This is a genomic window from Leptolyngbya sp. O-77 (assembly GCF_001548395.1).
Lineage (GTDB): Bacteria > Cyanobacteriota > Cyanobacteriia > Elainellales > Elainellaceae > Thermoleptolyngbya.
In genome coordinates this window covers 5,310,207-5,331,276 of sequence record NZ_AP017367.1, presented here as the reverse complement: position 1 = coordinate 5,331,276, position 21,070 = coordinate 5,310,207, and the positions used below count along the sequence as shown (strand labels likewise).

At 52.8% G+C, this 21,070-nt stretch carries 13 protein-coding genes and 2 CRISPR repeat arrays; of the genes, 2 read left to right on the top strand and 11 right to left on the bottom strand.

The window, feature by feature from the left end; all coding sequences use genetic code 11:
• Nucleotides 1–13 precede the first annotated feature (13 nt).
• Nucleotides 14–697 carry a response regulator transcription factor gene (locus O77CONTIG1_RS22510; RefSeq protein WP_068515461.1) on the bottom strand — a complete coding sequence of 228 codons (684 nt, stop codon included), beginning with the start codon at nucleotides 695–697 and terminating at the stop codon, nucleotides 14–16.
• A 61-nt stretch (nucleotides 698–758) separates the two neighbouring features.
• On the opposite strand from O77CONTIG1_RS22510, the gene O77CONTIG1_RS22505 reads away from it, so the two are divergent.
• Nucleotides 759–1,256 carry a hypothetical protein gene (locus O77CONTIG1_RS22505; RefSeq protein WP_084782926.1) on the top strand — a complete coding sequence of 166 codons (498 nt, stop codon included), beginning with the start codon at nucleotides 759–761 and terminating at the stop codon, nucleotides 1,254–1,256.
• 16 nt (nucleotides 1,257–1,272) lie between these two features.
• Here O77CONTIG1_RS22505 and O77CONTIG1_RS22500 read toward each other — a convergent pair whose 3' ends face one another.
• The 10 genes from O77CONTIG1_RS22500 to O77CONTIG1_RS22450 form a co-directional block, all read right to left on the bottom strand.
• Nucleotides 1,273–1,932, bottom strand: coding sequence for an ATP-binding protein (locus O77CONTIG1_RS22500; RefSeq protein ID WP_068515458.1), 660 nt, complete (start codon nucleotides 1,930–1,932; stop codon nucleotides 1,273–1,275).
• 39 nt (nucleotides 1,933–1,971) lie between these two features.
• The gene (gene crn3 / locus O77CONTIG1_RS22495; RefSeq protein ID WP_068515455.1) at nucleotides 1,972–2,286 is read right to left on the bottom strand and encodes a CRISPR-associated ring nuclease Crn3/Csx3; all 315 of its coding nucleotides are present in this window, start codon (nucleotides 2,284–2,286) and stop codon (nucleotides 1,972–1,974) included.
• A complete protein-coding gene (locus tag O77CONTIG1_RS22490) occupies nucleotides 2,258–2,917 on the bottom strand; it encodes an HD domain-containing protein (protein ID WP_197673274.1) in 660 nt (219 codons plus the stop codon). Before O77CONTIG1_RS22490 ends, crn3 begins: the two co-directional genes overlap by 29 nt.
• A gap of 103 nt (nucleotides 2,918–3,020) precedes the next feature.
• The gene (locus O77CONTIG1_RS22485; protein ID WP_068515451.1) at nucleotides 3,021–4,499 is read right to left on the bottom strand and encodes a TIGR03985 family CRISPR-associated protein; all 1,479 of its coding nucleotides are present in this window, start codon (nucleotides 4,497–4,499) and stop codon (nucleotides 3,021–3,023) included.
• A gap of 57 nt (nucleotides 4,500–4,556) precedes the next feature.
• Nucleotides 4,557–6,797, bottom strand: coding sequence for a TIGR03986 family CRISPR-associated RAMP protein (locus O77CONTIG1_RS24010; protein WP_084782924.1), 2,241 nt, complete (start codon nucleotides 6,795–6,797; stop codon nucleotides 4,557–4,559).
• Nucleotides 6,790–7,425: a CRISPR-associated protein Csx19 gene (csx19, locus tag O77CONTIG1_RS22475; RefSeq protein WP_068515445.1), complete on the bottom strand. Its 636-nt coding sequence runs from the start codon at nucleotides 7,423–7,425 to the stop codon at nucleotides 6,790–6,792. The genes O77CONTIG1_RS24010 and csx19 overlap by 8 nt, the downstream gene beginning before the upstream one ends.
• A gap of 11 nt (nucleotides 7,426–7,436) precedes the next feature.
• Nucleotides 7,437–9,035 (bottom strand): RAMP superfamily CRISPR-associated protein, encoded by a 1,599-nt coding sequence (locus tag O77CONTIG1_RS22470; protein ID WP_084782923.1) that lies wholly within the window; start codon nucleotides 9,033–9,035, stop codon nucleotides 7,437–7,439.
• A 1,280-nt stretch (nucleotides 9,036–10,315) separates the two neighbouring features.
• Entirely contained in the window at nucleotides 10,316–11,587 is a 1,272-nt protein-coding gene (locus O77CONTIG1_RS22460) for an RAMP superfamily CRISPR-associated protein (protein ID WP_068515437.1), read from the bottom strand.
• Nucleotides 11,588–13,507, bottom strand: coding sequence for a hypothetical protein (locus O77CONTIG1_RS22455; RefSeq protein WP_068515435.1), 1,920 nt, complete (start codon nucleotides 13,505–13,507; stop codon nucleotides 11,588–11,590). It lies immediately after the preceding gene.
• An 88-nt stretch (nucleotides 13,508–13,595) separates the two neighbouring features.
• A complete protein-coding gene (locus O77CONTIG1_RS22450; protein WP_068515431.1) occupies nucleotides 13,596–14,363 on the bottom strand; it encodes a hypothetical protein in 768 nt (255 codons plus the stop codon).
• Nucleotides 14,364–14,896: 533 nt separating this feature from the next.
• Between O77CONTIG1_RS22450 and O77CONTIG1_RS22445 the strand changes: the two genes are divergently transcribed.
• Nucleotides 14,897–15,223 carry a hypothetical protein gene (locus tag O77CONTIG1_RS22445; RefSeq protein WP_068515428.1) on the top strand — a complete coding sequence of 109 codons (327 nt, stop codon included), beginning with the start codon at nucleotides 14,897–14,899 and terminating at the stop codon, nucleotides 15,221–15,223.
• A 105-nt stretch (nucleotides 15,224–15,328) separates the two neighbouring features.
• Nucleotides 15,329–19,493: direct repeats of the CRISPR family, unit length 34 nt; unit sequence GTTTCCGTCCCCTTGCGGGGAAATGGGATGAAAG.
• Nucleotides 19,494–19,610: 117 nt separating this feature from the next.
• Nucleotides 19,611–21,024: direct repeats of the CRISPR family, unit length 34 nt; unit sequence GTTTCCGTCCCCTTGCGGGGAAATGGGATGAAAG.
• Between the last annotated feature and the right edge of the window lie 46 nt (nucleotides 21,025–21,070).

Sequence of the window (21,070 nt, the reverse complement as noted above, 5' to 3'; positions counted from 1 at the left end):
TCAGAACGGAATCTCAGGGAGTTGCCTCTGGCACGCTCAGGCGATAGCCCATGCCATAGACCGTCTGCACCCAGGTTTCTGCCCCCAAGGGTTGCAGGCGCGATCGCAGTCGGTGGATTAAAATCGCGACTGCCTTACTTTCGGGCTGCATGTTCCATTCCCACAGCGCTCGCTCAATCTGGTTGCGAGTCAGGACTTGCTGAGGATGCCGCATCAAGTATTCCATCAACTGAAACTCTCGCGTCGAGAGCTGAATGCTTACGTCTTGCCGCTGCACCGTCAGCGTGGCGAGATGCAGTTGCAGATCTGCCAAATGTAGGATGTCGCCCGTCCAGAGGGGCGATCGCCGCCCCAGCGCCCGCACCCGCGCCAGCAGTTCTAGAATGTTCACTGGCTTTATCAGGTAGTCATCTGCGCCTGCATCCAGCCCTGTTACCCGATCCATCAACCCATCCCTGGCCGTCAGCATCAAAATCGGCGTGCCTCTACCTGTCTGACGATGCTGCTGACACAGATCAATCCCGCTAATCTTGGGCAACATCCAGTCTAAAATCAGCAGATCGTAGGTGTATTCCTGCATGAGCCACTGCGCGGTTTCCCCATCCAGCGTGGCATCCGTAATGTGGCCGGCTTTTGCAAGGGCGGCATAGAGCGGCTCCAGTTGAATCGGATCATCTTCAGCCAATAGAATCTTCATAACCTACGTTGCTCAGAAAGCTCGTCCTGCGGCTGCCTCCAGGTTTCAAATTTTACCTGCTATGACTCCATTGCGCTGGCTGCGTGCCCGGTTCTCCCAAAGCCGAATTCTACCCGCTCAGGACGGGCAGACTGCCCCAAAGTTGAGGAGTTCGTCACCCCTGCGATCGCCCGCCAACAGCCCGCCGCTCCCCTTACACCTGAGGTCGGCACTGTTTCTCCTGGCGCTACCTGCCGTCGGTGCGCTCTTCTGGCTGGGAACAGGCTGGCTCAATCAGCGCGTTTTGGGGCAATCCTATCGCCTGCCAGACCAAATTATTCTGCCCAATCCGCAACAGGTGGAGCTAACGCTGCGGCTGACGGTGGTTTCGATTGATGTAGAGATTGACCGGCGCGAGGGCACGTCTGAAGTCGCAGTGCAGGTGCGCGGTTCGACGTTGCAGGCGCTGGAGTTTGAATATCCGCTCACAGACTATGCCACGGTGGAGCAGGCGATCGCCCAGGAGCTAAGCCTGCCGCCTGAGCAGGTTCGCCAACTGATTCGCTATCGAATTGAGTAAGCGTCGGTGTTGGACGCTAATACGGTTGGGTCAGCAGCCAGTCGGCAAACTGGGCGATCGCCTCTTGATAACAATCGGCTCCCAATTCGCGGCAGAGGTTAACGAGTGTGCCTTGAGGAATGGGGCGATCGGTCTGAATCGTGGAGCGGGCAGTCGGGTCGATTTGATGGTTGGGCGATCGCACCAGGCGCGACTGAAAGCTAGCCAGCACTGGACACCCTTCCTCGGCGGCGAAGACATGCCAGCGCATCGCCTCTTCCTCATCTGCTGACAGCACAAGGCAATGAGTGGATCGCCGCAAGATTTCGGCATTCTCAGCCGTGCGCTTGCCCCCCAGATCGAGCAAGATCAGAGACAACTGAGAGTTTCTTCCCAATTGCTCAATCACGTGCAGCGTTGAGCCAACAAACTCTTCCGAAAAGGCAGCTTTTTTGCGGATTTGCTGCACTACTGATGGATCGGCTTCATTAGACCACATGCCCTCTCCATCGGGACAGGCGCGGTGCAAAAACACACTCGACGGCTGTCGCTGCAACAACTGTCGATACAGTTCTGCCAAAAAAACTGATTTTCCTGAATGCGGCGGCCCGCCTACGGCAATCACGCGACCGTGATAGTGGGCACGGGGATCAGTGGCAGAAGAGGGTTGAGTCAGGGGGCGATGGGGGGTCGTCATGGTAGATGAGGGCACACAATTAGAGATTGGAGTAGAGATTTAGAGGCTGATCGTCTTGCCGACTTGAAAGCGTTCATCATGCGTTTGCACAATGACATAACCCAGGCGGGGGTCATAGGTGGCGATCGCCGGACTAGGGTGCGCTGCGTGAAAAATCATGCCGTATCCCCACACCGGGCCACGACCGTTGATCAAAATTGGCGATGAACCCACGAGTGCTGGTTCAATCTCTCGCACCGCTTCTGCAAATTGCTCTGGTGTCGTGACTCCAGTGGGAATTTCAAACTCCACCAGGCGAAAGACTAGCCCATGCTCATCGGGGTGATCAGTGATTGTGAAGACGGGTTTTGCCATGAGAGTTTACGTTTGAGGTGAGATTGGCTAAAGAATTTTCCAGATTTGTAAGCAGCGTGCGGAGTTCTATTAGCATTGGGCTAGAAAAGCGATCGCCCACAGCATCCAGGCAAGTATGCTGCTGGGTGTAGACACTTACTACATCCCGTCTTCTAGAAAAGCGATCGCCCACAGCATCCAGGCAAGCCCGATAAAACCACAGAATATCGGCAGGGCTGGCATTGAAACGCTGCCACACGCGATCGCCCTGACGCTGCCAGTCTGCCCAGATACAGCGCAAGTTGTGTAGCTTGTCGGCAATAATCACGCGCTGAATGGCGGATTCGGCTTGCTGAATCTGGGCGATCGTCCGAAGTTTCCGTTCTTTCCAGGATGGTTTTGGCATTTCGTCCGATTCCGTACAGGCATCCACAATGCGTAGCACGGCATCACCAAACTGTTTCCGAATCTCATTCCGAGTGGCATTTCCGCCCTGATCCTCAATTGCATCATGAAGCAGTGCGGCGATCGCAGCGTCTTCATCTCCACCATCTTCGAGAACTAGCGCCGCCACACTCATCAAGTGACTGATATAAGGCACAGTGCTGCCCTTGCGCGGTTGATGTTGATGCAAGTGAAAGGCATAGGTCAAGGCGTTTGCAAAACGCGAGCTAAGAGGTTGGAATTGAGACTGATTGTTAGCAATCATCTGCGTGGATTGATCCTTACTGATTTGGATGATTCATTTGGTGTTTTTATCCAGTTAGGTTGTATTCATACAGCGTCCAAGTTTCTTGCATATCGTCCTTCATGCGCTGACGCAGACTTAGTGGCAGCAACACTTCTACATTGGGGCCCCACGCCCGCAGCCGCATCACGACATTGTTGTCTCCGAGTCGATGTTGGGCAGTGCAAAAGATGCTGCTCTTGTGGCGGGGGCGATCGCCAAACAGTTTTGTAAGCGACAAGCCCTGACTGCTGATCTCTGGATCAGCCTGAAAGCGCTTTTCCGCCTGGGCAAATCCCATTTCAACAAAGAGCTTGGCTCGCTCAGTATTGGCAATATAGTTGCCGTAGAAATAGCGCTCGAATCGCAGCAGCAAAGGGGCGATCGGGCGATGAATTTCGACCCCCATTGCTGAGGCAACTTCTTGCTGTACGAGTTCGGGCGTTTTCTCAGCAAATTGCCTCGGCAAGTGGGAAACTGATGCAGATGCAGGCATAGACATAGATACAGGTGTAGGTGCAGATGTGGGTTTAGATAAAGCCTGTTGCGCCTTGACCTGCCATTCAGTCGGCAATGATTGATCTGCCCAGTCCAGCAGTTGGAGAGACAAAATTCGATCGAGCCGATAATCATACCAGCTCAAGCGTTTGGCATTGCCATCATCCAGATGTTGAGGCGTTTGGCCAAAGGCAAATAAATACGGCGCACGCTGGAAATAATAAATGCAGACCGGATACGTTAGGACTTCAAACTCGGCCTCATAGTAGCGAATACTGCGATAGACCAGCCGCACCGGAGGCACAGGCGTTTGCTGCCAAGCTCGCTTCAAACGCTGGAGCAATTGATCAACCTGGCGAGAAACGGCTTGGGAAATGATGTATTCCGTACCTAAAATAAACCGCTGTGTGCCATTGATAGGCTGAGGAAAATGCTCGACCACGCCTGCCAAATCATTGGGAATATAGTGGATCAACGCTGGCTCATCCGCAGATTCAGCGGCGCTGGCAGCAACCCAGGGCAAAGTCGGCAGGGTGCTGACTTTGGAATAGCGTCGCTGACTGCCTGTGCCGCCAGCCTTGAGCCAGCCTAGTTTTTCCAATGTGGCAAAGTCGTTCCGCAGCGTGCGGTGGTCTATTTGAAATGGAATCGGCTCTTCATACTTGGGTGCATCTCCTAGCAGTGCAGAAAGGCGATCGCGCTCAATGCCATAGCGATTCACAAATGCTTGCCGCCACAGCGTTTCATCTATCTGAGGCTGATCCTGAAAGAGCCACTGCTTGAGGGTTCTTTGCTGCTGCTCTGGCTGCAAGAACGAGTCTCGCCATTGGGCATTGCTAAAGGAACCCACTGCATCGGTAGAGAGCAGCATGGGTTTTTCGCCGTAGAGCGATCGCAAAATCGCCCACAGCCGCACTGCCTTTTGCAGATTGCCCTTTTGCCCCAGCATACCAGGCACCAGATAATCCAACAGTTCTACCGTCGGCGGATAGTCAAACGAAGATTCCATAGATATGAACCAATTTTGGATTTTGGATTGGCGATTTTGGATTGCGAATCCAGCGTGTTATTCCCCATAGGGCAAACCTGTTTCGTTCCAGAGCGGCGGAAGCGATCGCTTGTCCTTGCTCTCATTTTTGGTAAACCATTTGTAGTTTTCACCCTCTGGATCGGGCTGTGGTTTCACTCTAGGGTAGCGAATCGGGCCGTCGAGTCCTTTTGCGGCCTGCTTGAATGCTCGAATAAACAGAACTTCTTCAAAGTCCTCTTTGTTCTTGTGCGGTGAGTAAGCAAGCGCAACGGCCTGCTTAAACGCATCGATACATTCCGCTGCCTGCCCTGGATCGGGTGGCTCGATCGGCAGCAGCGATTCATAGTATTGCTTCCAAGCTTGTCCCAATCGCAGATCGGTTTGGCTCCAATCAATCTTTAGCTGCACACTGCCAAAGCCGAGGGGCTTGCCGCCGCCCAGTCGGTGGTAATGGTCGTCTGGTAAGGTCAGCAGCCAAAGCAACGCGCCCAACTCCACAGACGACAGATTTGTAATATCAATGTCAAACTGAAACTGAGTGTTTTGCCTTACCCAGGCTTGGATCGAGCGGTTTTGGCTATCGCGCTGCTCAGTGCTATCTTTGTTCGGGCGGCGATATTCCTGATGGTAGCCGTCGTGCGAAATGTGAGAGCGATCGCTCATCGGGTCGTTCCAATAGTCGGCATTTTTGGCGATCGCCTTGTGATGGGGATACACCTTCCGCCCTCGCAAACCTTGTTTGGCAGATGCATATCCGTCTTGTTTAGGCGTGCCATTACTTAAAGCATCACCTTGTTTATCCTTGGCAACATAAAACCGAGACTGCTGCGGTTTCGGTTGCCCTAGAATCGTCAGCGGCAATCCAGGATTATTTGCTGGATCGTCCGTGAACTTTTGAATCGCATCCGTTGACAAACACTTCACTGAGTGAAGCCGCAACTGACCTTTATAAGCACCTTTGCCCTTCTGATTCACCCAACCAAAAACGCGATCGGCAGGCGAAAGTTCATTAAACGAGCCAGGAGGTTTTAGCGATTCAGGCAAAAGTGAATCAGGATCAACCTCAAACAGTTTTCTGGCAATCATAACTGGATATAGCGCGATCACCTTAAAGCTTTGCCCATCCTTCTCAACAAAGGCATAGCAGAGGGTGCCGTCTTTCAGTTGAGCTTCCTGACTTCCCCCAGTGATGTGTCTTGACCACTTTCCGTAGCTGGTTTGGGGTGGGCGTTCTGAGCCTGCTTCAATTTCGCGTTCATGCTCTTCCTGATAGTTCTCAATTAGCTCTTTCCAAGCCTTTCTAAGTTCGTCAGCCTGAAGCTCGTTCAGGCTCACACTCCATTTCTTCTCATCTGCTGGACGGGTGAAAAATACCCGCTCATTGTATTTATTCTCGATGTTTTGGTTGGTGATACATAGATAGGCATTTTCAATTCTCAATGTTTCCGAGGTTAATTTATGACTCCTGCTTAAATTCGTCGGTGGAGTTGGACGCTCAGGCAGCGCAGATGAACTGGGCACAATGTCACAAACTACCCAATAGAAAAAAGGTCTTCGCTTTACCTTTTGCAGCCAAACCTTAACAGTTTGTCCATGCTGCATTCCGATAAGCTCAGGCTTATCAAGAAGGCAATCGCTACCTTTTTTATATCGAGGCAGCCACGCAGCATACATCAAATTGCCAGGAATATTCCAGCGTTCATTCCCAGTATTCAAAGTCGGTAGACCTGGGGTAGTTCCAGGTAGAAGTTGAATGCGATCGCAATTGCCTTCAATTCTAGCGGGCACTAAACTTAATCCTTCTGTTGCTGGCATTCGATAGGCAAGCCGATCTTCATGGTTTTGGAATACCCCAAATCGAGAGTTCGTCACAGCCTCATAAGCCGTTCTCAGCATTCCTTTGATAGACGTGGGAGGAAGATAGGGCAGCTCGCCGAGCTTTCGGATTGGATAGCTTTTATGCTTTTCTCTGCCGATTTCCTTGAGGTTGGCGGCATCCGGAATCAGCAGGGGTGTGATTGTCTCTAGAGCAACACGAATGCGTCCACTCCACTTATTTTTTAAATAGCTTGCGTGACCCGATGGCTTTTCATCCTGAAGTTCCCCAGTTTGCTTTCGACTGGGCGCAGGAATGAAATTGTAAGGATTATGAAATCCTTCTTGAAAAGCAGATATTTGCTCAATTTCTTCTTCTGAAGCTGCATCGCCTTCTTCCCCAGGTGGCAACTGAGATTTGAGCTGTGCCAACTGTGACCAATCAACCCGCTTTTTATTCATGGTTGCTCTCCCTCTGTTTGGTTTGCCAGGTCAAATTCATCAAGCGTTCTTCTTGCACTGCGACATTGCCGTATGGTTCAATCTCGCCCAGATATTCACGGCTACGAAGTTCAACAACGGTTTGGTTGTTAGAGCCTGGTGAAATTGGAACGGGCATAGTCCCAATTCGAGCGGCAGATAAAATACTCCAGTTGGCTGGTGCAGGCTGCGTCACCTTGTTCAGGGGTTTGCCCCAAAGCAAATACGTCTGTTCAACAGCTTTGAGATAGTTCAACTCATTCGTGTCATCTGCAAATGTGTTGCCCAAATCTGTTTCCGAGATCAGCACGGCTTTTCCTTTGCTGCCGGGAATGCTGAGCCAGCGCAGTTCAGCCTGTTCATTAAACACTCTGGCTTCAAACACTGAGGACAGATCCAGGGTCTGCTCTTGCCAACCCTGTTTACCGTTGCGGCAAATTGTGACTCGCCCATCCGACTCTAATCTGGCGAAGCTGCAAGCCTGGGGGCTGTAAAACAGTCCGATCGCCCCTGGCATCAGCTCTTTAACCTTGTTCAGCGCGTCTTTCAAAGAGATGTCCTGATCTGATTGCCTGTAAAGTTTCGTTTTGGTAGCGACTGCCTCACTCATGATGCAACCTCCTAAGGAATTGTTGATTTGATCCAGGCTTTCCAGGCATCGTTCAACCCTGCAAGGCTGCGGATCTGAGCAAGATGCTGGGCGGTGAGGTAAGTTTGCGATTGTTCTGGTTCAACCTTCAGCGTGACGTTGTGAAGGGCTTGGATTTCGTCGGGTAAGTTCGCGCCGCTGGCTGAAAACGAGATGGATTTGATGGCGATCGCCCCCATGCCTCGATTCACGCCATACCCCAGCGGAATTCGCCCCTGAATTAGATCTCGCAACACCAGCAGCAGCAGCGCCACACCCTGTTTTTGCAGGTCTGCCCCCTCCAAACGATGCAGATTGATCCGGAGGGCGATCGGCTGCCACTGCACCCCCATTGGTTCCAGCGTGCTATACAGAAACTGATCCGCTGCGCCACCCGTCCAGCGATCGATCGCAACGTGAAACGCCTGCTGCACATCATGTAGCTTCGCGTCTTTTAGAGCCTGTAGCAACTCCGCAGATTCCTTGGCGGTCTGAATCTTTTCCCATTGCTGTCCTGAGATTTCGTGGTCAGCGTAGCAATCGGCAACGGACAATGCACCCATGCGCCCTTGCTGTTGCTTACCCTCGGTTTTGGCTGCCTTGCCGAACAGGTTCTCGACCAGTGGAACCTCCACCTGCTGCAAAAACGCTTTTTTGGAATCGGCTGGCTTTGTTGCTGCGGCATGATTGAACTTAGGGCAAACCGTGCAAACGATGCGCTCTGCCTGGGTTCGCAGCGCCCCTTTGATGGAGCTTCCCGGCAGCACAAACGCAACCTGGTCGCCGATGCCGCTCACCAAAGGCAGCATATCGACTGCGATGCCTTCGCGTTCTGCCTTCACCATCAGGGGCGAAAGGGGTTCCCAGTCAATGGTGACTGTTAGAGCAGAACGCGCCTTTCGCAGCGCGTCTGCCTCCAGATCGAAAATTGACGAGCTGCCAGATTCCCCTCTGAGCAGTGCGAGAATGCCTGCACGAGAGTTGAATAGTTGCTCTTTAACCTTTACGCCTGCTAGCTTGACCACTCCTAGCCCCCGCGTTTTGGCAGCGCCCAAGCTCAGTTCGCCATCTTGCAGCGATCGCAATAAACCCGCCCACAACTGGCAAACCAGCGCCCATTCAGCATCATCCAGCGCCAACTTTGACTCTGCGACCCGCTCTAACGTAATGTGCAAATTTAGCTTGCTGCCTTTTGGCAAAATCGCGCGATCGAACTTGATGTATTCTGCGGCGCTGCCGCCAAAGCGATCGATTCCCACACCGTCGCGCAATTCGGTTTGCACGTCGCCCTGAATCCCGGCATCTTCTACCAGCACCCAACTCGCGTGTCTTTCATTGCTTTGCGTCCTGCCATTTTGTCCCAGGCGCGGCCTCCAGAGCTTGGAAATAACTGGGGAATCTCCCTCCAGTTCCTCCATCCAGCGGCGCAGCGCCCCCGCAAGGCTGGTGCCGGGAATGTAGTAGTCTCCGGCTCCGTTGACTGCCAGCGTTAAATCAACCATTGGGTCATTGTTTAACCCGCCAACGTGCAAGGGGCTTTCGGCAATGAGTGTACCTGTGATGATGTATCGAGCGTCTATCTTACGCGCCATATCCTGCTCCTCCTACAAGGGTTTCTTGTTCCCGGTCTATAGGTTCTAACTCTCGTTTATGGGCATGAATGCAGGCATAAACTACAACTTGAATCGCCTCAGCCCAGAGTTCTCGCTTCAGGTCTGCGTCGCCTGTCTCGGTCAGCGTGAGTTCCTGAAGTAAAGGATAGTTGAGGCTGTTTTGATTCGACTCAGCGTTCTGAAGTGCGTTACGAACCTGATTCCAGATATGTTCCTCTTCATTGATTAGACGCTCGATCTTACCAAGTCCATCCCTTGTTCCATCCCACTTGTTAGAGCGCTTCTCTCGAATGTGTTCGATCCAGGACAGAACTGGCTCTTTTTGATTGAATTTCAGTTGAGAGACGACCGACCGCAAGCCACCAAGCTGGCTCATGCTGGGCTGGCTAGGTTCGTCTCGCTCGTTATCAATCCAAATGCCCAGAATCTCTGTGCGGCGATCGCTCTCACTTGCCAGAAACAAAGCAGCCCTGCGAATGGCTTCGCGCCAAGCAGCTTTCTCGATCAAACGGGCATATTTGAAAACATCAGAATCGCGGTTAGATGGACTAAGCAATGGCGGCGGTGTATCTAGCTCAGCTTCTTGAGATTTCAAGGCTTCCTCTGTTTTGCGGTTTAGTTTCTTAGCGTTCAACGGTTCGCTGAGCAATGGATGATTAAAGCAAAGCTGCCCGTAGCCTTCGGCGGTGCGTTCGCCAATGCCCGATAGCTCAAGTTGCCTGAGGCGCTGAGGATCAAGCTTTCCAGATGTCACCTCAAAGACCATGCAGCTTCCTGCCGCGATGCCAGCCAGAGACGGGCGGGGCAGCTTCCACTGCGTTTGCCAGGATTCGACCCGGTGCGATCGCAGCATGGCAGAAACTAATCCTTCGCCAGGAGTGGAGAGTTCTAGCTGAATGGAATCATTTCCTTCAGCGTTGAGCGTCTGCTGGAGTGCCTGCCGAAAGTCTTCTACCGATGCCGTCGGCCGCAGCGACTCATTCCGCAGAAGCACATCTGAAAGCAGCCACACCCAGAGTTTCTCTGTTTGTTCTGTTTGTTTTGAATCCTCCGTTGAGATATCCGTTTCGCGTTCCGGTTGAATGATCTTTACAGTGATTTTAACGGCTCCGTAGTCATCTTTTTTAGATTGTCCGATGCGGTGATGTCCCTGCAATTTCTCATACCAGTCAGCCTGTTTTTGGCACAGCGCATCATAAATAGGCTGCCGCATTCGTAGCTCAGCCCGGAAGCGGGTTCTAGGGGCGATCGCCTCGTAGCTATAGACCCCGCCGACCTCGCTGGTGGGGCGCTGGTATTGGTCTTCGATGGTATTGTGCGTGCCAACGAGCGTATCGACGGTTTGGTATTCGGGGGAGCGTTTCCAGGTGCTTGTGAACTCGATATAGCCCTTTGCGATAGCCCTTGAGCTGAGCGTCTGGCTCCAGTTCACAGACGGTTGTAAACCTTGCCTCCTTTGTCCAGTCCACCGCCCGATTTTTCGTAAACAGGCAAGCAGGAATCGGCTGTCCTGGCTGGTCGGCGATCGCAACCGTGGCATTCGTCACCAGCAGGTCGCCCCGCGCCACCGCATCGCCCAGATCCACGCCGAGCGATCGCACCTGTTGCAGCACCAACCGCAGCAATTGCGTGCCGGGAATGTAGTCCAGCGTTTCGACGACGTTGCCAACCGTGCAGGCTGGAATGACTAGGGGCGTTAGGGCTTCTAGGGCGATCGTGATTCGCTGCCACCCGGATTGATCACTGCGAATTTCCGGAGAAATCGTCTTTTCTGAGTAATCTGAGTGATTTGAGTGATCTGAGTTGTGTGTTGAAGCTTTGGGAAGTTCAGGTGCATCTTGCGCCAGAATGTCCCACAGGGCTTGCTGAATTCCAACCTCCTTAGGCCAATCAATCTTGAACTCGCAGCGACCTGCACCGCGCCGCCGCTTGCCGCCGAGCCGTTCCACCACCCGCTGCGCGCCCGCTGCCAACAGAGTACAAGCTGCTTGCTGCTGATCCGGAGTCAACACTGCCAGCAATTCACAATCTGCCGTTAGCACCGTGCCAATTCGCGCCATTTCTTCAAAGCGCAGAAAATCTTCCTTCGCACATCCTCTGTCATCAATGCTGATTCCGGGTTTGATGAAGGTAAACGCACTTTGCAAGGCTTGATGTGCTGATTTATGGTGTCTAGCACGGTACTGAAGCAAGTCTTTAATGCAGGTGGGGAGGTGCGCGGCTCGAATCGAGAGTGCTGCGGGTTGGGGTGCGTTTGAGACAGGGGATGTGGCGATCGCAGGCTGATCTCCAAATAAGAAATCGACCCACTGTTTCCAGGATGTGGATGCATCCTCAGAGATCCCAGTGCTATCCAGCCCATCGGCAATGAGTTCGCAAGCATCTCGCCAAATGCCCGTGAGCGTTTTTGCAGGCAAGTAGGGTAAGCCGTCGGTGTCGCGCTGAATCAGCCGATCGATGTCGCCTCGCCGCCCAGCGCCAGCGCCCACATGCCAGTCGCTCCGCATCGTAATGGTGAGTTGAAATTTCATTTAGCCATCCTCCCGGTCGGCAGCGCGTTGAAAAATTGGGTCCGCAGAGAGATCGGCGGCTAAAAAATCAGCCGCATCCAGCGCATCCAGCAAGCCAGTCATCTTGAGTAATTTTCCTGTGACAGGATCAGTAACTTTTGTGAATAAAGACTTGTGATCTCCTTCCAGCGCTCGGATGTCGGCAAGTGGGCGATCGCCCTTCTCAACAGCATCCTCATCTTGTACATCTGCGTGTGAATCAATATAGCGATTGCGAATCAGCCGATACTGGGCATCTGCCAGTTCTGCACCTTGCGACAGTGCATTCCGCAGGTTGTGCATCTGGCTATTCGGCAGTTTGCGCCGCCCGTCTTCATCCTTTGCATTTAGCGCTTCAACTCGACGCGCTAGGTGTTCCCATTGATGCGGCTCTGCCCATTGCGTCATCTCGTCTTTGACCGACAGATCTTTAACTGGAGTGACGATGTAAGGCGCGATGTAGAGATGAGTGTCGGATGTGGGGCTAAGGCGATCGCGGATCTGTCTCAAGTTCACGCCGCTCGTGTCATACAGCACATGAAAATCTAGCGCGGAGCAGGGATAGGGAACGGCTTTTGTTTCATTAGGTAACACATGGGTCAGCTTGCGCTTTACCTCTTTTGCCGATTGCATGAGCGATTCCGAAAGCTCGTAGGCAACTGAAAAGGGAAAATGAGGCTTGATAATCGCCACGCCTGCACAAGAGGAGAGACGATTCACGCCCAGCGCTGCTTCAGCAATTTCAGGAAGAATGCCGTGGTAGTGAGCATCATCGGTCTTTTGCGTTTCGGCTTCAAAGGCGAGGAGAAACTGCTGCGTAAACCGCAGCGCCGCTTTGCCATCGCAAATCACCGTCAGGTCATCGCCACCCAGCACCAACGGCACGATTGGCAACTTCTCAAGCCCCGTGCCAAACGATCGCAGCGCGGTGATAAATGCCTGCTCAGTGCAAACATCCAGCGCCAGGGAAAAACGGCGCAATGCGTCTACATAGGTGCGATTATTTTGGCTAATATCACCCGTCATTTTCCCCAGCTTGGTCAGGTGCGCTCCAAACTTGAGAAAGATTTCGCCCAGTCCGTTGCCGTCGGCATGAATCACGGCTCGCCAGGAACCCTGCCTGCTTTGCCGTTCATCCTCGTCGTCTACACTTTGCCCTTCATCTTCGCTATCTATTTCGTCGTCTAAAGCTTTAATGCTTCTTGCAAACTTTTGAGGGATCTGGTTTCGATCTAACAGTTCTTGAATGCGCTGAGTATTATTGTCGTAGTTCCTGCGCTTTGCTACAGAGACGCGCGATCGCAGCACAGATTCCCCTCCAGCCGCTTTTGGATCTACTTCGTTGGCAGGCAAACCGCTGGTGGCGCACTGATCGACCACGGGCAATCGCAAAAAGCGGAGATGATGGGTGGCATTGTGCGATCGCGCTTCTGCAAATTTACGATGCACCTGCTCATTCACATCCGATAGGTTATCCCGTTCCCAGTTAAATTCCTTAAACACACCAAAGATATCCAATCCGGGTGCTTCTTCCAGCGCCTTCAGCGTGACGGCTTGAATAATCCCTCTTGCTCTCTCTTTGTCACGAGTAAGAATTAGCGCCTTGCCAGAAGTCGCTAGGATGATTTCAGCAGCGGTGTTTGACGCTTCTTCAAGCGGGGGATTCCACTGTGGATTCATTAGCTTGTCTCGAATTTCGTTTTCCCGGACTTCTGCTTCGCCTTGTGAATTCTTATTCCAGACTCTCAAATGAGAATGCCCACCGTTTTCAGCCACGGCGTCTAGCACCCATTTTGTGCCAGCGCGGAAGGTTAGTTCGGATGCACCGACGTTTTCACGCAGCTTGTTGGTCGAAAAGATATAGCTCTGGTTGCCAGACGTTTCGAGAAGGACGAGAAACATAGCGCTTGCTCAAAGATGAAAAAGACAGAAAACCGGACACTAGAATCTAACGCGGCACCCCAAACCAGTGGCAGATGGCGCACCAGAGTTAGCTTGCCTTTTGCCGATCGCCCTGGCGCGATCGCCCCACCATCTGCACCCCCAGCGTCACACGGATCGGATCGAGCGAGCCGATCACTCTGCCAGTTCTTGGATCGGTTCGAGCAGGAATATATTGCAGCGGGCGAGCCGTGTTGATGCAGGCCAACACTGCCCCTACCGTGGCGTGAGCAGTCATGCCCGTATAGTCAGTAATGATGTCTTGCTCAGACCAGCCCTTGGGTAAGCGAGTTCGATAAATTTCATCCACACAATCGCGAAACTTCAGGGGATCATAGACATCATTCATCACAATGGGATTATCCACACATACGTCAGGAAATTTTTGGCGCAAATCCATCGCCTTATCTAGGCTTTCGCGTGAGCAGATAAGCCAACAGCATTTGAGCGCGGGTAGATGAAAGCGAATGGCCGTTTCGCAAGCTTCTAGATTGCTGACCAGCAGAATCAGCCCCGGATATTTTTGCTCCATCTGTTTTTGCTGCACCTCAAACGGAACGTCCGTTGGCAACAGGGAAATCTGGCGAGAGATCAACCACGAAACCGTGGCGATCGCCCCCACCAAAATCAGCAGCGAAATCAGCGCAATGCGAATCAGCGCCGTCGCATTATCCCCCAGCCACGACTGGAGCAGGTCATACACCGCATTGCCAAAGAGTCCCAGGCACACCGACCCGATAAAAAACGGCAGAATCGTCTCTGCATTAAACACAATCTTGATGGCTTGGGTAATGGCTTCGGTCAGCGTGTTTCGCATGGCGTAGGGCAAACCTCCCTGTCTCTCAAGGTCTGATGTCGATACCGGATCTATACCTAACTGTTTTACACCCCTTTGGAAGGGAGGTCTTCCAATCCTGTTGAAGATATGAACTGAAAACACAAACCGCACCAAGTGTCATTGCTATGCCATCTGCTTTGCCAGAAACAGAGGGAACCTCCGGAGCGGATCGGTTCCCCCCCCTTTTTAAGGGCACTAAATATAAGGGCACTAAATATAACTCACGCAGCAATTTCAGCCCTCACCCGTTTCTGGTATGCCGACGGCTTTAAGCCCTCGCCCAGAGCGGGAGAGAGACTTCGACCCCATATCTGGCTCCCCCTTCTCCCAAGCGGGGAGAAGGGGTTGGGGGATGAGGGCAGTAAGTTTGCTGTCTCAAGTATGTCAGTGCCTTTTTAAGGCGGGCTAGAGGGATCAAGCTCGGTCTTAGGTACATAAGTCTCAAATCTAATCGCTGTCTCTGATTTTGCGTTGCAACCTTTAACTTTTCTTTTCTTGCAGGAGATGTCCCCGTGCCAGATCGACCCAAATTGGAACTGCCCCAACTAGATTGGCAGCGGTTTCTGTCGGCAGAAAACTTTTGGCAGGCCTGGCTCAAGGTGCGGCGAAACCGGGGCTGCGCGGGGGTCGATGGCGAAACGGTGGAAGCCTTTGAGCAGGATGCCGAGCGCAAGCTGGCCACGCTGCGCTGCCAGATCGAAACGGGCACCTACCAACCCCTACCGCTGCGATCGCTCCACATTCCCAAAAAGCCACGCCCTAAACCAGGCGAACCCCCCAAGACCGAGTGCGCGGACTGGCCGTGCCCACGGTGCGCGATCGCATCGTGCGGGTACTAGTGTTTATTTTGACACGTTTGTTGATAGACCTGTCTGTGCCCACGGTGCGCGATCGCATCGTGCAACAAGGCTGCTGGGTCGCAAACGCACTTACTGTCTCCGGGGGTTTCCGTCCCCTTGCGGGGAAATGGGATGAAAGTAGGCTTGGATGTCTCCAAGTCTAGCGTTACCTATTGTTTGCTTTCCGGTTTCCGTCCCCTTGCGGGGAAATGGGATGAAAGCGGTAAGAGCAGCCCGTGTACCCGATCGTCGTGTAGTGTTGTTGTTTCCGTCCCCTTGCGGGGAAATGGGATGAAAGTTTTTTGATAGTTTGGAAACGAACAACAGAGCAATAACCGTTTCCGTCCCCTTGCGGGGAAATGGGATGAAAGTTGACTACAATTTTCAATGCCCGTGAAGAGATCCGTAAGGTTATGAGCGAGTTTCCGTCCCCTTGCGGGGAAATGGGATGAAAGTACGGTTGAAGTGGATGGGCTGGAGATCAGCATCACGTTTCCGTCCCCTTGCGGGGAAATGGGATGAAAGTCTAAAGATGACGGAGAGACTGCGATATGCCTAACCTGTTTCCGTCCCCTTGCGGGGAAATGGGATGAAAGTATTCTGAAGAGTTCATCTGCTTATAAGATGGATCGAGTTTCCGTCCCCTTGCGGGGAAATGGGATGAAAGCTGTTAAAGTACTCAATAGTAGCCTAGCTGGAATTGTAAAGTTTCCGTCCCCTTGCGGGGAAATGGGATGAAAGTCGCTGTTTGCAGACTAGGCAAAAAAAATCCAGGTATCTTTCAAGTTTCCGTCCCCTTGCGGGGAAATGGGATGAAAGTAGAGCTTGTTAACTATGGTTGCCGCGCCCAAAAAGTTTCCGTCCCCTTGCGGGGAAATGGGATGAAAGCTGAAATGGAACCAACCCTCACCACACAACTAGTAGCTGCGTTTCCGTCCCCTTGCGGGGAAATGGGATGAAAGCGGCAGCGCGGCAACGGGGACGGTCGTGTTCACGCTATCCGGTTTCCGTCCCCTTGCGGGGAAATGGGATGAAAGTTGCCCTGGGACATACCTGTCGCAAGCAGTGCCGCCGCTTTTATGTTTCCGTCCCCTTGCGGGGAAATGGGATGAAAGTCCACCAGAATAGGCAGCTTGGGAGCCGTATCAGGTTTCCGTCCCCTTGCGGGGAAATGGGATGAAAGAGATCAGGGGCGGTACTTGATGCCATTCCCCTTATGGTTTCCGTCCCCTTGCGGGGAAATGGGATGAAAGTTTTGAAGCTGCAAGGCGGTACGTCCACAGGCGAAGAAATCAGCACCGAGTTTCCGTCCCCTTGCGGGGAAATGGGATGAAAGCCAATATTTCTGATCGTAGAGGGGATGCGGTTCGAGTTTCCGTCCCCTTGCGGGGAAATGGGATGAAAACCTCTGCCAACCCCAGAGCGATTGGATGACCCAAAGCCGACGGTTTCCGTCCCCTTGCGGGGAAATGGGATGAAAATTTGATGGCTCAATCCTTGATGCTTCGGGCCCGAGTTTCCGTCCCCTTGCGGGGAAATGGGATGAAAATTCCTTATTGGTCTGTCCAGCGAGGAACTTAAGAAACTCGGTTTCCGTCCCCTTGCGGGGAAATGGGATGAAAATTAGTAGCTATCTCGATTTCGTAGCCTAGCCACTTTTCCACGTGTTTCCGTCCCCTTGTGGGGAAATGGGATGAAAAAGTGCATTATTCATACTTATCTGGATATTCCACCATTATAGGTTTCCGTCCCCTTGCGGGGAAATGGGATGAAAAAGGATGGGCGATGTCGTGAGCGGCTGTCTGCTCAGCGGGTTTCCGTCCCCTTGCGGGGAAATGGGATGAAAACGGTGCGGAAAAGAAAAAGTTCTAAAACCTCAGCAACGTGATGTGTTTCCGTCCCCTTGCGGGGAAATGGGATGAAAAAAACTGGACTCCTTCAAAGCCGCCAACTGGGACAATTGTATTCGGTTTCCGTCCCCTTGCGGGGAAATGGGATGAAAATCAGTCTGATAATTCACCTGGACGCAGGCGGCACCAACAGTTTCCGTCCCCTTGCGGGGAAATGGGATGAAAATTGAAAGTTGGGACAACTACCATTATTGCCGCCGCGTTTCCGTCCCCTTGCGGGGAAATGGGATGAAAAAATATCCGAGATTTGCCCTTTTGTTTTGAGCAGATCAAGTTTCCGTCCCCTTGCGGGGAAATGGGATGAAAACACGGGCGCGGGCGGCGCGGTCGGACTGAGAACGAGTGTACCAGTTTCCGTCCCCTTGCGGGGAAATGGGATGAAAAAATCCTACCCAGCATGAAATTGGTTTGCCCGCGCCCTGTCCAGTTTCCGTCCCCTTGCGGGGAAATGGGATGAAAAAAATTAAGCGCCAAGCATTCAAGCCACCTAACCGTTTCCCGTTTCCGTCCCCTTGCGGGGAAATGGGATGAAAATCTGGTCGAACTCGTCCGTATAGTCCCACGGGTTTTGGGTTTCCGTCCCCTTGCGGGGAAATGGGATGAAAACAGACAGAAACGTTTCAGAAAAGACTGTGACCATGTGCTGAGGTTTCCGTCCCCTTGCGGGGAAATGGGATGAAAAAGCAGTACGTCGTCGTCGGCGATCGCCATCTCGCCCGTTTCCGTCCCCTTGCGGGGAAATGGGATGAAAGGAGGTTCCTGTCCGTCACGACCACCGATACCGCTTCAGTTTCCGTCCCCTTGCGGGGAAATGGGATGAAAGCCCTGCTAGGGGTGACAGTTGATGTCAATCGTCAGATGGTTTCCGTCCCCTTGCGGGGAAATGGGATGAAAGCCAGCACCACCACAATCGCCAAGCTGATAATGCAGGTTGGCGTTTCCGTCCCCTTGCGGGGAAATGGGATGAAAGTCCTTCTAACCCTAGATCACCAACTTGGCTACCTTGAATCAGGTTTCCGTCCCCTTGCGGGGAAATGGGATGAAAGGCTTTCTAGGCACAGCCCCAATATAGCATACCGATGTTTCCGTCCCCTTGCGGGGAAATGGGATGAAAGTAACGAGTGACGGCAACCTTAGACCCGCGCGACACGTCATTGAGTTTCCGTCCCCTTGCGGGGAAATGGGATGAAAGCGAGCTTGCAGGTAGTCCAGTTGGGATAGCCCCATAACCTTCAAGTTTCCGTCCCCTTGCGGGGAAATGGGATGAAAGAATCAAGTCTGACTCTGAAATCTGGATAGGCTCATTCAAGAGTTTCCGTCCCCTTGCGGGGAAATGGGATGAAAGTGGTAATGCTTTTCTTGCTGACCGTGGTCTTGCTTCTCGTGTTTCCGTCCCCTTGCGGGGAAATGGGATGAAAGCTCTTGTTTTAGCGGAGTAAGTCTCCGCTATTTCTTTGTTTCCGTCCCCTTGCGGGGAAATGGGATGAAAGTCGCCTGTAGCGAATTATACACCACTGCGTGGTGTAGGAGTTTCCGTCCCCTTGCGGGGAAATGGGATGAAAGTTTTTTTTGTCATACTGTCTGGCTCTCTTTTCCAAAAAAGTTTCCGTCCCCTTGCGGGGAAATGGGATGAAAGTAGATAGCGTCGGTGCGACAAACGCGGAGAAGTTTCAGGGTTTCCGTCCCCTTGCGGGGAAATGGGATGAAAGCCTCAGGCGGTGTTGGCGGAGCGGGCGATCGCCGCTTCACCTGGTTTCCGTCCCCTTGCGGGGAAATGGGATGAAAGAGCCGATGCCACCGGGCGAGGCGCGTGGCCCATAGCCGTTTCCGTCCCCTTGCGGGGAAATGGGATGAAAGGTGACTTTGGCGAGCTTCCCAACCGCGCACCCCGCAAAGTTTCCGTCCCCTTGCGGGGAAATGGGATGAAAGTCAACATGCCTAGACCGTAGAAGGCATCCCATAGCGTTTCCGTCCCCTTGCGGGGAAATGGGATGAAAGTTTCAGAAACCCTGAGATACCTGAGAGGGGCCAAAACGAAGAGTTTCCGTCCCCTTGCGGGGAAATGGGATGAAAGTTTACTCAACTAACCAGATTATAGCACGTACTGATTGCCAGTTTCCGTCCCCTTGCGGGGAAATGGGATGAAAGATCGCCCACATTCGCCCCGCCACGTTCTACTCTGACCAGTTTCCGTCCCCTTGCGGGGAAATGGGATGAAAGCGCCTAATGGTCTGGTAGGGATGCAGGATGTGGTAAAGTTTCCGTCCCCTTGCGGGGAAATGGGATGAAAGACTGCCCTTCAAGTCTCGGAATACGAATACGACGGGTTTCCGTCCCCTTGCGGGGAAATGGGATGAAAGCAATCGAATTGGGTGACGTGCTGACTCAATCCGGCGATCGCGTTTCCGTCCCCTTGCGGGGGAAATGGGATGATGAAAGTCGTAGGAATGAAACCTTCACTGAGTTAAGTCCCACCTAGTTTCCGTCCCCTTGCGGGGAAATGGGATGAAAGTGGCATGGTGCAGCTTCAGTTTCGCTACACACCTGATGTGGAGTTTCCGTCCCCTTGCGGGGAAATGGGATGAAAGCTCGTTCAGAAGTTGGGCTGAAATTAATCTCAAATGTTTCCGTCCCCTTGCGGGGAAATGGGATGAAAGCCGATTTCTCGCAGGCAGCTTCACTTGATGGTTCCGGCAAGTTTCCGTCCCCTTGCGGGGAAATGGGATGAAAGTCTAGGTGGTATCTAATACGGGACTTTTGAAGTTCAGTTAGTTTCCGTCCCCTTGCGGGGAAATGGGATGAAAGGCGGGCGATCCTTACTCGTGGGTAGCCCTCTACTGGGTAACCGTTTCCGTCCCCTTGCGGGGAAATGGGATGAAAGACGTGCTGGGCATTCTGGGAAAGTAGCTGTTCTGGTACGTTTCCGTCCCCTTGCGGGGAAATGGGATGAAAGTTTAATGGGGCATCTAAATTAGTAGACAATTGCCCAAACTAGTTTCCGTCCCCTTGCGGGGAAATGGGATGAAAGCCTGTACTACATGAACAAGAAAGAGTTCTACCATCCAGGGTTTCCGTCCCCTTGCGGGGAAATGGGATGAAAGCTGCCCACAAATCACGTAAAACAGCCACATCCGAATCATGACGTTTCCGTCCCCTTGCGGGGAAATGGGATGAAAGGCCCGTCGCCAGTTGCCGCGTCAGCCTCAGCAGGTTTCCGTCCCCTTGCGGGGAAATGGGATGAAAGAACAAAAGACCGCCTACAAGCTGGAAATGGCTGGCAGTTTCCGTCCCCTTGCGGGGAAATGGGATGAAAGCACTGGTTTTGCTGCTCTACTGGCTGGCGCTCTCCTCTGGTTTCCGTCCCCTTGCGGGGAAATGGGATGAAAGTTGGAAGATGCAGTAGCGCGGCTCCGCACTGAAGCGGCGTTTCCGTCCCCTTGCGGGGAAATGGGATGAAAGCGCAACTTTTCCTCACTGATGCTGGCTAAGGAACGCAAAGAGTTTCCGTCCCCTTGCGGGGAAATGGGATGAAAGCCTCGCGGGAAGCTTGATCAAACGATACAGCTTTCACGGAGGTTTCCGTCCCCTTGCGGGGAAATGGGATGAAAGGGGCTGTTGACTAGATTTGGATTGCCGCCAAATACCCCGTTTCCGTCCCCTTGCGGGGAAATGGGATGAAAGAGTACTCCAATTAGCCCGACAATTGACCTATAAAAGTTTCCGTCCCCTTGCGGGGAAATGGGATGAAAGAGTAGGGCACAATCTCAGCAGATATGCCCATAAAGTTTCCGTCCCCTTGCGGGGAAATGGGATGAAAGCAACTTGAGAGCCTCACCCAGAAACTCTCGACACTGGGGGTTTCCGTCCCCTTGCGGGGAAATGGGATGAAAGTCTATATGATGGCAACGTGGGGACGGGAAGGACGGAAGTTTCCGTC